The organism is Hydrogenophaga sp. 2FB (genome assembly GCF_005503365.1).
GTDB lineage: Bacteria > Pseudomonadota > Gammaproteobacteria > Burkholderiales > Burkholderiaceae_C > Hydrogenophaga.
The window spans coordinates 141,179-154,617 of sequence record NZ_SCML01000002.1; the positions used below are offsets into that span (position 1 = coordinate 141,179).

Annotated in this window: 15 protein-coding genes; all 15 read right to left on the minus strand. The window is 60.2% G+C overall.

All coding sequences use genetic code 11. The annotated features are described in order from the left end of the window. Positions 1-13: 13 nt before the first annotated feature. The gene (locus FFS09_RS01775) at positions 14-1,180 is read right to left on the minus strand and encodes an RNA ligase family protein (RefSeq protein ID WP_171019827.1); all 1,167 of its coding nucleotides are present in this window, start codon (positions 1,178-1,180) and stop codon (positions 14-16) included. 398 nt (positions 1,181-1,578) lie between these two features. After that, entirely contained in the window at positions 1,579-1,992 is a 414-nt protein-coding gene (locus FFS09_RS01780; protein ID WP_171019828.1) for a phage protein NinX family protein, read from the minus strand. A 119-nt stretch (positions 1,993-2,111) separates the two neighbouring features. After that, positions 2,112-3,146 carry a hypothetical protein gene (locus FFS09_RS01785; protein ID WP_137917153.1) on the minus strand — a complete coding sequence of 345 codons (1,035 nt, stop codon included), beginning with the start codon at positions 3,144-3,146 and terminating at the stop codon, positions 2,112-2,114. Between the two features lie 11 nt (positions 3,147-3,157). After that, positions 3,158-4,216, minus strand: coding sequence for a hypothetical protein (locus tag FFS09_RS01790; protein ID WP_137917154.1), 1,059 nt, complete (start codon positions 4,214-4,216; stop codon positions 3,158-3,160). A 22-nt stretch (positions 4,217-4,238) separates the two neighbouring features. Then, positions 4,239-6,128 carry an RNB domain-containing ribonuclease gene (locus tag FFS09_RS01795; RefSeq protein ID WP_171019829.1) on the minus strand — a complete coding sequence of 630 codons (1,890 nt, stop codon included), beginning with the start codon at positions 6,126-6,128 and terminating at the stop codon, positions 4,239-4,241. Continuing rightward, complete coding sequence (locus tag FFS09_RS01800) at positions 6,076-6,525, minus strand: hypothetical protein (protein WP_137917156.1); 450 nt, start codon at positions 6,523-6,525, stop codon at positions 6,076-6,078. Before FFS09_RS01800 ends, FFS09_RS01795 begins: the two co-directional genes overlap by 53 nt. 31 nt (positions 6,526-6,556) lie before the next feature. Then, positions 6,557-7,099, minus strand: coding sequence for a hypothetical protein (locus FFS09_RS01805; protein WP_137917157.1), 543 nt, complete (start codon positions 7,097-7,099; stop codon positions 6,557-6,559). Beyond that, positions 7,096-8,265 (minus strand): deazapurine DNA modification protein DpdA family protein, encoded by a 1,170-nt coding sequence (locus FFS09_RS01810; protein ID WP_137917158.1) that lies wholly within the window; start codon positions 8,263-8,265, stop codon positions 7,096-7,098. Before FFS09_RS01810 ends, FFS09_RS01805 begins: the two co-directional genes overlap by 4 nt. Continuing rightward, a complete protein-coding gene (locus FFS09_RS01815) occupies positions 8,262-9,473 on the minus strand; it encodes a DNA-methyltransferase (RefSeq protein WP_137917159.1) in 1,212 nt (403 codons plus the stop codon). Before FFS09_RS01815 ends, FFS09_RS01810 begins: the two co-directional genes overlap by 4 nt. 583 nt (positions 9,474-10,056) lie before the next feature. Next, positions 10,057-10,605 (minus strand): hypothetical protein, encoded by a 549-nt coding sequence (locus FFS09_RS01820; protein WP_137917160.1) that lies wholly within the window; start codon positions 10,603-10,605, stop codon positions 10,057-10,059. Next, positions 10,595-10,804 carry a hypothetical protein gene (locus tag FFS09_RS01825; RefSeq protein ID WP_137917161.1) on the minus strand — a complete coding sequence of 70 codons (210 nt, stop codon included), beginning with the start codon at positions 10,802-10,804 and terminating at the stop codon, positions 10,595-10,597. Before FFS09_RS01825 ends, FFS09_RS01820 begins: the two co-directional genes overlap by 11 nt. Beyond that, positions 10,797-11,027 (minus strand): hypothetical protein, encoded by a 231-nt coding sequence (locus FFS09_RS01830; protein ID WP_137917162.1) that lies wholly within the window; start codon positions 11,025-11,027, stop codon positions 10,797-10,799. The genes FFS09_RS01825 and FFS09_RS01830 overlap by 8 nt, the downstream gene beginning before the upstream one ends. An 18-nt stretch (positions 11,028-11,045) precedes the next feature. Further along, the gene (locus FFS09_RS01835) at positions 11,046-11,807 is read right to left on the minus strand and encodes a hypothetical protein (RefSeq protein ID WP_137917163.1); all 762 of its coding nucleotides are present in this window, start codon (positions 11,805-11,807) and stop codon (positions 11,046-11,048) included. Between the two features lie 18 nt (positions 11,808-11,825). Next, the gene (locus tag FFS09_RS01840) at positions 11,826-12,479 is read right to left on the minus strand and encodes a hypothetical protein (RefSeq protein WP_137917164.1); all 654 of its coding nucleotides are present in this window, start codon (positions 12,477-12,479) and stop codon (positions 11,826-11,828) included. A gap of 3 nt (positions 12,480-12,482) precedes the next feature. Then, complete coding sequence (locus FFS09_RS01845) at positions 12,483-13,166, minus strand: hypothetical protein (protein ID WP_137917165.1); 684 nt, start codon at positions 13,164-13,166, stop codon at positions 12,483-12,485. Between the last annotated feature and the right edge of the window lie 273 nt (positions 13,167-13,439).

The following is a 13,439-nucleotide window of genomic DNA, read 5'->3' on the forward strand; positions in this document are numbered from 1 at the left end:
CTGTCCGGTCTGCTCAGATGCGCGCGCGGCGCGCAGCGGGGGCAGAGGCCGTAGCGACGATCGAATCGGCGCCGGAGATACGTCGCCCCATGTCGTCCATGCTGACGCCAGGTTTGAGGCGCGACACCTGGGTGATCAGGCATTCGTTGGTCGCGATGTCCGAGCGCGGGCCAAGGTAGACCGGTTGCTCAAATGCGCCGCCCGGGTTGAAGTACAGGTACTGCACCTCGGCCAGGTCGCCAACTGCCGGCATGCTGAAGTTGGCCAGGATCGTCACATTGCCAACGGGCAAGAGCTCGAGGGAGGCATTGAGCAGGCCGATGCCAACGGAGCGCCCGGTGTTGATGCCGGTGACGATGCAGGTGGCGGACTCGATGAGCTTGAACTTGAAGACGTTGTCGCTGCGGCCTCCTGCGTAAGGTGCTGTGACGTCCTTGAAAACCACGCCCTCGGCATTGGTCTCTTCAATGCTCTTCAGCTTTTCGGATTTCGCGACGGTCGTGAACGAGCACTGAAGCAATTTCACGCAGCTGTGGGGCACCATGAACAGACTTTCCAGGGCGTCATTGGCCAGGGCCTCATAGCGCTCGGCAAAGGGCTTGCCACGAAGATCGTCGCCAACGTAGTCCAGCAAGTCGAAGGCGTAGTAGGTGTTGCCCACAATCTCGCCGTCGAAGAAGGCGTTCTGGAAGCCGCCCATCTCCTCGGCAATGTTCTCAGGCAGGTTGCGGTACAGGCCGAGCTTGTTGATGCCGCGCGCGACGCCGTTGCGGACCTCGATGCTGCAGCGCTCTCCGTTTGCCTTTTCCTGCATGCCGAAACGGTCATCGAAGATCATCCGCCCGGCGCCAGCGCGATCGACTGGCGTAGGCAACTGTTGAACGTGACCACTGGGCGCGGCAGTGCCCTCGTAGTTTGTGAAGCGGATGCCGCTCTCTGCCTCGGTGTATCCCTTTTTCTTCTTGGCCTTCACCAGGCTGTCGTAGACGTCGCAGGCGGCCGCGTAGTCAACGGGGCTGTGCGTTCTCAAGCTCGTCTTGCCAACACGCCCGCGCGGGCCATTCGCCGCCTGGACCACCCATCCGTCACCCTGCGTGCGCAGATGAACGTGGTACTCCTTGTCCGAACTGCCTTCCGTCATGAACAGGAAGATCGATTTCTCTTGATTTTGAGTGGTCATGGTCTTTGTTGGCATCAGTTGAATATGCACAAAGGATATCCAATAAGCACAACCAAAACCACTCAATGCCCGCTTGCCGGCGAGCGACTACACGATGCTCAAGAGAATTTATCGGCGCATGCGAGGTCGCCTGGGAGCAACTGGATCGACCGGTGACGAGACCTCCGACGCCGCTCCCGGGGAGCCGGCATTTTGGTCATGACGCTCCAGGTGCCTGATGAATTCCTTCGCCTCCTTGATGCTGGAGGAGTTGACCGCGGTGCCTCCGTCATCGGGTACTGAGCGCACGTAGTCGATGTCCTTGCTTGTCGGCTTGCGGTCTACCGTCTTTCCTTCGGCGGTGATCCTGAAGTCTGCGCCTGGAAGGTAGTGGGTGGTGAGGGTGTGGCCGCGGTATCTCATTGAATTGCCTCCGGCACCTCAACGGACTCGCCACGCAAGGAAATCACATAGCAACGCATGGCAGCGATGAGCGCCGTGGTGCCGCACGCCCACACTTTTTGCCCAGCAGAGATCAACTGCGCCGTGCAGCCAACATCGTCGCCAAGGACGCTGCCAACGCTGAAGGTGTGCTGCTTCATGAGCCGCTCGATGATGGGGAAGCCCACAGACGGATCGGTGGAAGGCGAGTACGCCAACGAACTGCTGTTGGGCCCCAGGATGAGAAGCTTCTGTCCCTGCTTCAGTAGAAGCGAGATTCCATCGGAAACGAGTTCATAACCCTCGCACTTGGCAACCAGATAGTCGATCTGGTGTGGCGTGGCTTTGTTGATCTTGATGGTTTTCAGCGTTGAAAGATTTAGGGAGCTCATGGGGTGCAGCTGTGGTCCTGAATATGCAGAGAGCATATCCAATAGGCGCCACCAGAACCACTTTCAAGCCTGCTTGATGCCCTTCTTATGAGGGTAACCGTGTCATCGGTGCTTCCGTATCACTGTCCGAAGAAAACACCCATGCGCTCGGAAATGCTGCGCGAGGGGTGGGTGACCACATGACCTTGAGGTGGAGCCTTTGGTGCCTCCTGAGCCCTGGAAACGTCTCTGCGAAGGCCTGCGGATACCAGGCGCTCGGCCGCCAGGCTCTGTAGCGCGGTCGCCAATTCGGCCTTCAGATCTCGGCGCTCACGTTGCTGAGTGTCCTTGGCTGCCTGAGCCTCATCCTGGGCCTCGAACTTGGCATCTCCATGCATCACCGCCAACGCTATGGCGGTTGAGAGGTAGGGCGTCGCAAAATCCATGATGAGTTCGGACACGGCGTTCGCGGTGCCGGGGATATCGCACCACGAACTGCCGCGAGGCATGACGCCATTCGCCAGCGCTCTGTCCAGAGCCAGTTTGGCGCGCTCATGACTGGTTCGGCTGTAGGAGGTCTCGGCATCTTCGAAGATGATGCCAAAGAAGCTGGTGTTGGGGCTGTGTATCCACTGGTCCTCAATGCGCATCCACAGGCGTCCAGCACCGGTGCGACTGGCGGCCAGGACCAACATGGGTTGTCCGGGCACAGTCGCGGAGGCAATCCAGAACCATGCAACAGCGGAATCCCGATGGCACGACTTCTTCATCTCCTGGGCGACCAGATGCTCGTGAAAGCTGACTTCAGGGCCCGGCGGCTCAAAAAAGCTCGGACTTCGTGGAGAGACTGAAAGCACGCCATTCTTCCCAAACTGGATCACCAGTCCAGGAACAAACGACTCGTTGCTGAGGCCGTGTTCAATTGATTCGTGAATGACTTCTAAGATTCCTCGTGATCCCCTGTAAAACCTGTCGAGGATGGCGTCATCTTCATGCGGCCGATTTGGTTGGAGCGCCGCCATGACCTTCTTGTAGTAGCTGGCCGGGCGGAGCATCATGTCCAGGGGGTCGGACTCTTCAAAAGCTGCGAATGCGCGGAAGACAGGATCGTTCTTCTTCTTCGTTTCGTAGCGTTTCTGGGCTTCTGACAGGCGACGTTGACTTGCTTTTGACATGGGATTTCCCCTCAGGTCATCGAGTTGGGGAGGTGGATCGGCATGGAGCCGCAGATCACCATCTGCGTGTCCTGATCCCACGTGAAGTAGACGCGCAGGCAGTGCCGCGGATCACGCGAGTTGCCACGGCCAAGGTGCTGGTCGAGGAAGCGGCGTCGGCGGCCCCAGCGAAAGAAGTAGTCCTCGGTGGCGCGAGCCGGATCGACCGACCCGCCAATGCTCAGACCCAGCTCGGTGGCGCGCTGGATCAGCTGCTCTCTTGGCAGGGTGCTCGTGCGCACCTCGCGATAGGTGGTGGCCAGCAGCTCCAGGGCTTGGAAGAGCAGTTCCGGGTTGTCGTACTGGGCGTTTTTGCAGGCCGAGATGGCGCGCGGGAGGATGATGATGCGATCGGCGTTTTCGGCGGCCCACGCACCCACCTGGTCATAGCCCGTGTAGACGGTCTTCACCTGCTCCTGCTCAACCGATGCCGGCGCATTTGCAAGCCGGACCCTCATGGCGTGCAGTTGCATGGCCTGAAGCGCAGTGATCTGCTTCAAGTCATCAATTTCCGCGGCCATGGCCTGGCGCTCGGGCAGATCAGAGCTGGCCACCGCAATCTGCGTGTCACTGCAGAAGACAGCGACCAGTGAGAGGAAGGATGGCTGGATTTGAGGCTGGACCTCTTCTCCCAGCTTGAAATGCGCCACGGCTTCGAGCCACTCCGAAGGCTCTGTAACTTCACCGGCGCAGTGCCTGGTCCACCCGGTGCGGTGCGTACCGTCTGGAAGACGGACGATGAACGCATCCCAGCGGTCCCGGGATCGAAGGTCGATCACCTCGATGGCAAAGAACCCATGTTCCACATCGCTGGCCGTGCGCGCGCATACCCCATCGCCCTGGTAACTGCTGATTCCAGTCGTCGCTTCGCAACCCAGGCTGGGAAAGCGGGTGTGCACGCTGCTCAGGAGCAACTCTTGGACATCCTGCGCCAGGCGATCAGATCCATGAGTTGCTGTATCGGGAAGGCTGAGGGTGAAGCACGCCTGAGCTCCACTATGGTTAGCTTCAAAGGGGATTGTGTTCGTCATTGATGGCCTCCAGATCCCTGCTTCAAAGTCCGACCTCATCAAGCAGTTTGCGTGAGGCACCAGCCTCGGCGTCCTTCTTGGTCTTGGCGCCTTCAAACACAACGCTCTTCAGTCCTCCCGGGTGTTGAAGCGTGGCCCTGCAGGTGAACCTCGCATCATTGGATGGCCCCGTCGAAGACACTTCGAACGCAGGTGGCGCGATGCGCCGCTTCTGGCAGAACTCCATGATTTCGCCCTTGAAGTTGCGGCGATCCGAGGCCTGCAGTGCGCCGGCAGGTGCAGCGGGCGGTGTGCTGGTGGAAAGCACATCTCGGGCTTGCGTTGATGAGGCGGGAGCGCCCATGAACTGGCAGATGAGTCGCGCGCTGGCGAGGTTTTCCGCGTCCTTTTTCCGTGGTGCAAGGGCCGAGGCGCTGAGAGTGGTGCCGTCGGACTTTCTCAGGATCGAGACGTGGACCTCGAACCCGCTGGTGTCGATGGCGCGGTCGCGCGTGCTGTGCTGGCCAGCCAGGTCCGTCTGGATGGCAAACATCAGAAAATGCTTGGCCCTGGTGGGCTCGTTCAGCAGGAGTGCGCACCAGGCTTCAATCAGTACCTCGGGCAGCTCAATGGCAGACGCCGCGGTGACCATCACGTCGAGCACCTTGTCCGCCAGGCCTTCGGCACGCATCCGATTGGCGAGATAGGCGCCCAGGGTGGCTGGCATCCCGCCGGAGGAGGCGGCCAACTTGATCGCCTGGACCAACTCTGGGTCTCCGAGGCGGCTGAGATGGCCTCCATCGAGCGCACGTGCGGCGCGATTCACGACGGCCGCCTTGAAGCTGTCGGAGCGGTCAATCTTGGCCTGGGCCAGGACTTCATTGATTTCACTGCAGATTGCCGTGATTTCATCCTGGCCATGAGCCGGGGGCATGCCTGCGCAGTGAGCCCGAATCTGTCGCTGATTGACCAGGTCGACGTACCGGCGCAATGGCGACGTCGTGTGAGCGTAGTAGGGCAGGCTCAGGGCGTAGTGCCCGAGCGCGTGGGGGCTGTAGACGGCAGTGCCCATGATGACCGCCAGCTGCGCCTTGAGTGCCTCCTCGTTCATGGTCTGCATGGACTCCAGGATGTCGGCCACAGGAGGGGCCGCCAACTTGGGCCGGTGCGATCGGTAAATGAACGGCAGCTCCTTTTCGATGGCCCAGCGAGCAAGCTGCGTGTTGGCCAGCACCATGAATTCCTGGATCACGATGTGCCCAACCATGTCGTCGACAGATTTGGCGTGCTGCATCGCACCGTCCTCATCGAGGTAGATGAGGGTTTTCAGGTCGAAGAAAGCCAGGGCGCCAGAGCTGCGCCGACCGGCAAGTAGGCCTTTGGAGACGTTGATCGCATCACGCAGCAGCTGCCCGAGGGTGTCTTGCTGCCCCGCCAGCCGCGGGACATCCTCATAGGTCAAGCGGTTGCTGACCGTGACCTGGTCGAAGCTGACCTGGGTGGCCAGCACTTGAAGCCGCGCGTCGAGGTCGATGGAAATGACCATGGCCAGGCGATCTGCCCCCGCAACCAGTGAGCACTGGTTCTCGCTCAATGCCAGAGGCAGCATGCTTTTGATCACCCTGGTGCCGCCGTAGACCGTGGCCGCCAGTTTTCGGGCGGCCATGTCGAGCTCGCTCCCCGGCGTGACGATTGCGGCAGGCGTCGCGATGGCCACTTTGAGCTGCCAACCGGCTTCGGTGGAAGCAAGTGAGAAGGCGTCATCGATGTCGCGTGTTGACGGGCCGTCAACTGTGATCAGCAGGTTGGGAGATGAATTCATGCTTTCGGGAGTGTCTGTGCTTGGTGTTTTCGCCTGCGATTTCAAGGAAAAAACTCCATCATGATTGAAAATCTGTGCCTGTAAACGTACCGTGCTCAGATATGTGCTCATCGACCTTGCTCTGATCGCCGGGTCGATACGTGATCTGGGATCCTGCAAGGGGAGCCACGAGCACATCGGGGCCGCCGAACTGATCGGCCGTGATGTCAATCACCCAGGCCGAGCCGGAATCAAGCCTGGCCTCCACCCAGTAGTGCCCGAATCCCCGGCCCCAAGGGTCGAAGTAGCCCCCGTCACTCAGTCCGTCTCCACCGCGGATCGTGGCCGCCATGGAAGAGAACTTCTCGATGGCTTGGTGCAGCAGGACGCACGCATAGAAGCAGGCACCGTTGGTTTCAGCGCGGCCGATGGCGTCCTTGAGCACGGACAGGTAGATGCGACGGATCATTGCGGCGATCTCCTGCAGCTCCTGTTCGTGCACGTTCTCGCTGTTCGCGTTGAGCTTCATAGAGACACTTTCGGCGATCTCATCTTCGGTGTCACCTGAAAGAGCCTCGGTAGGGCTGCGCGCCGGCTTCAGCCGCAACCAGCCCCAGTGACTTCGCATGCCGCTCGCAGCCCATGAGTGCCAGTGGGACCAAGACATCCTCACCCATGGAATCCAGGCGAAAGACAGCGGATCCGAACCTGTGATTGCCATCCACGATGAGGTGGTCGACATGGCAGCTCAGTGAGGGCACGCCGACATCGACCGAGATGGGTTGATAGAAGCCGTTCTTGACGAACCAGGCAATCTTCTGGATGTGCCGCCTCCGATTTTCCAGCAACAGCCGTTTGGTCTGAGGCACCCAGGGGCACCAGTCGCTGGGCGGATGCAGAAATTCTTTGCCGGCGGCCAGGCAAGCTGCGACCTCATCTTGTTGAATGGGGGCGTCGATGTCGAGCCAGCAGCCTCGGAACGGGTCGCAGTATTGCCTGAGCACGCTGGCCAGCACCAGGGTGACCTCGAGTTCGTCACCACTCAATTCCGACGCGAAGAATTCACTTGGAGATGCTTCAGCCACTGCGGATGAGGTTTTCATGCTTCGACCAGTTCAACAGACATGCGAGAGAGAAGGCCTTCGTACACGGCCATTTCGACGAGATCAGAGCTGTCTTCAAGGGACTCAAGCCCGAAGTGAGCGACCTTCATCGCGATCTCCTTTGCCTGGCCCGTTGTCATTCGAACGACCTCCTCGTACCCGTGGTCCGCGAGATTCTCTGCATACCACTCGACCACGATGTGATGGAGAATCTCTTCTGTGGTGCGCGGCGTATTTTCACCCGCCATCAGGCCCGAAAAAAGGTCTCCAACAGGAGCCCACGGAAGCGGCTTCACCGCTGATTGCGAGCGCTGCCAGGACGTCATGGCCTCTGCGCGCATGGCTTGGGTTCGGCCAGTTCGCTGCTTGCACCGCACGCCGAAATCCCAGGCCATCGAATCGATGCTCGCCAATCGTGGGTGCGCACCAAGTTCCCGGATGGCCCCACCTTTCACGCCGAAGCAGTGGAGTTTCACATTCGGTGGGAGCACGCTGTCCAGCGTCTCGACGATCTGTTCGATCCCGTCTGGACCTCCCAGGTTGCGGCGACACACCGAGCCAAGCCCAACAAGATCCGGCCAGGTGTCGATGGCCAGCAGATCCATGCAACGCAGATAGTCCTCAGGCATCCAGCCCTGCAGCACCGGCATCGGCATGGCAGCACCACGACGCTGTGCCTCGTTCACGCATTCCAGGTAGCCCTGGGCCGTGGCGTGGATGCGGATCATGCGAACAAGCTTCGAGCTCGCCACCTGTGGCTCCATGCAGTAGTCCATGGCCGCGTGCCATGTCCAGTCGCGAGCGGTGACCAGGTCGTAATACTGCTGGACGCTCCAGCGGTAGCAGCCATACCGATTGGCCGCCACGAACCCAGCCGAGTCGAGCGCGGCGTCAAGGCCTGAGGGCAGCTTCTTGGCAGCCGACAAGTTGAAGCCCGCGAATGTGGCCGCCGGGCTCAGTCGGAACGCCCCGATATGCGAGGGTAGCGTCGTCGGCCTGGCGAATGCGTTCGCAGAGAACAGGGTCGGGATGCCGGCCTCATGGGCCGCGGCAACCAGGTGGCCGTAGACCTGTGGAACGCCGGCGCGCACGGTGATCTGCCTGGGCCGGAACTCCTCACCTGCAACGAATGCAAGGGCTTCGTTTTCAGCTGCTGTGGATCTCATGGAGCAACAAGCCCGGGAAACCGCACGCGCCCGCCCATGAGGTATTCAAGCGTGGTGTCGGTGCAGATCCACCGGCGCTCGTTCTGCTCTGCCGCATCGCCCGTGGTCAGCGTGCCGGCGAAAGGGTCGACCACCAGTTCGCCGGGCTCGGTGAGGAAGCGGACAAATCGATCGGCCAGCGCATACGGCATCGGAGCACCGTGAGCCGGAAGCCCCTGCTCAGCCTGGTATCGGCGAACCAGGTTGTGGCGTGCGCAGCGGTGGCCGATGCTCCACAAGTTACGCTCGATGGAGCCTTCTGTTTGCCCGCCAAACGACCCGGGCTTGATTCGGTAGGCCCCATCGCTCCAGACGCCGGTGCGATCTTCACCCCCGGCCGCAATGAGCGTCTTCTGGCGATCGGTGTGGGGCTTGAGGATACGGCGGTTGTCCGATCGAACCTTCGCCGGGTTGTTGGTGAGCCAGTAGCATGGCTCCCAGGCGACATTCAGCTGCTGCCTGGTCCTGCTGCTCCATTGCATCGGGCCCGGCGGCTTGCTTGCGTTGTGCCAGACAATGGAATCCATTTTTCGCAAGCCCTGATCGTGGAGCGCCAGCATGAGCCGCTCGAGGTACATGCTTCTGCTGGGGAGGCCAGCCTCAAAGATGTCGTTTGACAAGTTCAGGACGATGGAGCCGCCGTCGACCAGGTTCTTCAAGATCGGATCAATGCAGCGCAGGATGAAGTCGACGTACTCCTGTTCCGTGGGATTTCCGTACGCACGTTTTTGGCGGAGCGGGTAGGGCGGCGAAGAGATGACCGCATGGATTTCTTCGTTGATGCCAGAAAAAAAAGTGCGGCAATCCGACCAGATAGCGAACCCGAACTTGGATTCGAACGCCAGCATCGTGACGCCCTCCGGCACCTGTGTCAGGCGTTTCTTGGCATCAGGGCTGATCCGCCACCGACCCCGCATGCCATCAACGCGCTCGAGCACGCCCATGGAACGCATGGTGTTCTGCAGCCAGCGCACTTTGCGGGCGCCAACACTGTGCAAGGCCCCGGCTCTACCAACGGGAACGCGCTCGTGGATTTCGTCATGGGTGACGACGCCTCTTTCGATCAGGGAGCCATAGAGGTAGGCATTGCTGATCGGCGCATCGTTGGCGGCTTCACGGTAGGTGTCCTGGATGGCCGTGAATAGTGAGAGCTGGAGATTCTTTGGCATGTTGGGCTTGGGTATCTGAATAAAAGATACCCAATCCGAATGCCTTCGCCAACTTGATGGGGCGATGTTCAGCGCTGGACTTGAAGCCAACTCCCAAGTGGAGAAAACGCACTCAGCCGTGCATAGGCGACATCGAGAGGAGGGTGTTCGAATCCAGGCAGCACGCTGAGGGGATCGTGCACAACGACGCCAAAGTCATCAGTGAGCTCGGCAACAACCCAGTGCCAGTTTCCCCCGGGTCTTGTTTGACCTCGGGCTTGAAGGGCGACCTTCAGGACGCCGGTACCAGAGAACTCGCTCCAGTCTTTCCAGCGCCGTCGCCTGGTTCCAATCCCATGAGATCTGAGGGCCGCCTGCAGGTCTCGAAAGTTGCTTGAGAATGGCGCGCGGCCGGGGCGGCGAATGCCAAGGCCGGCGTCCAAGAATGTCTGCCTGGCTGCGTCGTACGAATCACCCAGAAGCATCGCCAGACAAGCGACGCCGCAGCCGTGTGTGTCCAGCTGACCCACGCGGCGTATTGAAACGCGAGACTCCCAGGATGATTTCTGGTCGTGGTGAAGACTGGACGGGTTTCTCACGAAGCCTACGCCGGCCGCATGGGAAGCTTGTACTTCTCGATGAGGTCAATGCGGCCATACCAGACCAGATTCTTCACCACATCAGCTTCCGAAATGGGAAACGGAGGCTCATCGGAGTAGAAGCCTCGCTTGACGGTGTACGAAAAAAGCACGGTGTAGTAGACGCCATTCTTCGTCTTCGCAAGCACGCTCCAGTGGGGTTTCGTTCCTGCTGTTTCGACTTCACTCAGGTTTTCCGCAGTTCCCGACGAGGATCTCACATGGAGCACTTCGCTCGCAGCCCCTTCCCAGACCAGAGCCTCTCCGTTCGCTGCAGTGACGGTTCGCCATTTTCCGAACTTTTCAAGGACGCCCTTCTCCGAGTCCTTCATAAATTGCTTCCACTCGGCGCGCTCCACTTCGAGAGTGGCTTGCTGGTCCCTGTAGATCTTGAACCCCGTGAAAACGGCGAGCAAGATACTGAATAAAGCCAAGTTCCCCAAGAACTTGCGAAACGCGCTGGGCTTCTTGGGTGCAATGCTTGGGTCGGCAGTAGTGGAGATCTCAGCAGACATGATGTTTCCCTTTCGATTTCACTGCCTCTGCTCGCGATGTTGCATCCTGCAGTTGCGGTGGTTGTGCGGCGAACTCGGGCCATTCGGAGGTATCCCCTTCGCGCCAACTGCGCAGGAAGGTCGCAGCCTCGACGCCTTGCTCAATTGCGAAATCAATAGCGCGATTGAATTCTTCCCGTGGATCATGATTTTCAGCCATTGTTCGGCTCCTTTGTGTCGTAGTCGGCGGTGATGTGCATGAAGCGAATCTCACCCTCACGCACGCCAACCAGCCAGTTCAAGAAGGCGACAAAACCAGCTGAGACAGGATCGCAGCCATTGTGCCGGAGGACTTGGTATCGGGTGATTTCTTTGTTCCGAAGCGTGCTGGACTTCTTGGGCGCAAGGCTTGGGTTGGTGGACGAGGTGATCTCAGAAAACATGTTGCGTCCCTTTCGATTTCAGATGGCCATTCGCCGGGGGCGGGCTAGAGCAAGGGTTTCCTCAGCATTCTGAATCCCGGCGGATGCAATGGCTCTTTTCATGAGCGCCGAGCGCACAGAAGCTGCCTGCGAAGAGGCGTGGCCGTGCTTTGAGTCTACGAAACCGAGAAGGTCACCGGCTTCGATCCTTGTGAGGCCGCTCACAACCCTGGGTTTGGCGGGCACGACGCTGGCATCAGCACCCATGTCGATGAGCGTGAGGATGGCTGCAGCACAACCACACTCCACGGCTTGCTCCAGAGCCGACTCTGCAACGAGGTCATCACGCTGGATGTCGTCCCAGGAACCGGTGATTGGCCCGTTGAGAGCAAAGTATCCCTCTTGGACGTAGTGACGCAACAGACCCGCGATTTCGTCCTGGAGACCGCGTGGCCATTGAAGACTGAGCAGCGGGACCGCGGGACTCAGCAGGTATGCCGAGTAAGGGGCCCTGGAGTGATACGTCTCCTCCGAGGTCGCTGACGAACCTTCCTGGGATGTCGATGGCCTGCGAAAGTTGATGCCTCGCTCGATAAAGGCGTGAATTCGTGCAACCCCGATGCGCTTGAGAGCCAGGTCCTCTTCCGGATGCACGCCTGGGACTGAGGTGAACAGTCCCGTTAGCGTGCTCTTGTGCGTGTGCCCCTGGGCAAGGATGCTGCAGTGTTTGTCAAAAGCGAGCGCCTCGGCACAAATCTGCTCATGCGACTTCGTTGTTTCGAGCTGGGAAGAGAGGGCCATCGGATGGTCGGGAGATGTTCAGCGAGGTTTTTGCGCTGGCGTGAAGGGGGAGCCAGGCTTTGCGGCGGACGGCACCCATCTCGGGGCGTGGTTGGCGTTGTCGGTCGGCGCGTGGTCACTGACGTTGATCTTCAGATCAGGTTGAGCACCCAGCAGCGAAGACCCGAGTGCAGTGATGCATCCATGAACGGCATCAGCGTAGGCGCCCGTCATGAACACCTCTCGGCCGGCCATGAGTTCTGTGCTCGCGCAGATCCAGTCGGCTGCCGAGGTGAGGTCATCGCCGTATGCAACGCTGCCGACCTCGCTTGCACGGCGCACGGCCTTTGCATAGGAAGGATCCACCCACCTGGCAGCGCCTCCCGAAAGAAGGTCTGAGCTCGAGGAGCGGTGAAGCACGAAAACCTCACACGTCTCGACGCGCGCAAGGATCTCTGCGGACATGCCCACCTGGTTGCTCAGGCTGAACCCCAGAACCGCCTGGTAGTCCGCATGGGACCATCCGAATGGCGGCTCCAGCGCATCCCCGGGGTGAACGATGACCAGAAGCGGGCGAGTTGCCGACGGCGTGTTGCCAGGGGCTTTGACCTGGCCGCGGGTCAGGACAACGAAGGCAGCATCGTAAGCAGTGACGGAAAGCACCTTATGGTTGATCTCGGAAATCGCACCCATGTCTCAAGGCGTCTTGTTTTTCAGCCGGGCGGCTCGAATGGGGCGTTTGCGCGGGGCTGTGGAAACAGGTTTTGCTGCAGGCTGCGGCTTTGCTTTCAGTCGAGCCATCTCGGCGGCGACCAGCTTCATGTCTGCGCGAAGCGAGGCAGGGTAGCCTGGGCCAAAAGCCTCAACCAGGCGCGCCAACGCGCCTTCAACCATGTTGGGCTCATTGGCGGCTTCCTTCATGCTGAACACTTCCATACCCGAGGCGCCGGATGAAGGATCCTGAACGAACGACTCCCCGTCCATGGCCCGACGAGCAAAAGCGTAGCCGGCCTTGAAACCCCCCCATGCTTCTGGGCCAGTTTCAGAGAGGCGCCCACTTGAAAAGGCGGGAAGGTGCACGTTGTTGCTCATCAGGCAGACCAGCCGGACGAGTGCCGCCTCATTGACGCGCACCTCGAAGGGGCCGTCATGCGCCAAGCGAGCGGGCAGTGCTCGTGCAAGCTCATCACGCTTGTGCCCGGGCTTCAAGGCCTCAAGCGCCTGTGCGAAGGTCATTTCGCTGAAAGCACGAGCCACGTCGAACGCCGTACGTCCGCCCGCTTCAACAGCTTCGTCACCATCCCAAGTCTGAGGCACGAAATGCGCTCGAACACTGGGACGCATGAGTTCAGCCAGAGCCCGATCAGCCTCGGTCAGCATCTGCTCCTCATTGGGGGGAATCGCTACGCGGAGCGCTTGCCCCGGCGCCTCCACTGTCAACACCAGGTACTGGTGTGCACCCCATGGCATTTGGCGGCGAGTCACTTCGCCCTGAGGCCAGTCCGCCGGACCAACGCCTGCAGGCGCCCACAAGGTGCACGAGGAAACAGCAGTCTCCATCCCGCCCGGCGACGTGACGACAGAGATGCGACCCAGGATAAGCGAGTGACTGGAGCGTGGAGCGGGTTGAGCGTGCGATTGCATGGCAGTTGA